This is a genomic window from Paraburkholderia piptadeniae (assembly GCF_900007165.1).
GTDB lineage: Bacteria > Pseudomonadota > Gammaproteobacteria > Burkholderiales > Burkholderiaceae > Paraburkholderia > Paraburkholderia piptadeniae.
Genome location: NZ_CYGY02000008.1, coordinates 326 through 572, shown reverse-complemented (window position 1 = coordinate 572; position 247 = coordinate 326). Strand labels below are relative to the sequence as shown.

The 247-nt window shown below is 66.0% G+C and carries 1 pseudogene; it reads right to left on the bottom strand.

Annotation, left to right across the window (positions count from 1 at the left end):
* A pseudogene (locus BN2476_RS47930) lies at positions 1-247 on the bottom strand (NAD(P)(+) transhydrogenase (Re/Si-specific) subunit beta); the annotation flags it as partial.

Below are 247 nucleotides of genomic sequence, written 5' to 3'. Positions count from 1 at the left end.
GCGTGCTGCGCGCGCGCAACGGCGAGACCATAGCCCGGCACGATCACGACAGTCTCGGCGTTGCCGAGCATGAACGACGCATCTTCCGCCGAGCCCGACTTCACCGGCTTCTGTTCGGTGGAACCGCCTGCTGCCGCCGCGCCCGGCTCGGCACCGAAGCCGCCGAGAATCACGTTGAAGAACGAGCGGTTCATCGCCTTGCACATGATGTACGACAGGATCGCACCCGACGAGCCGACCAGCGAAC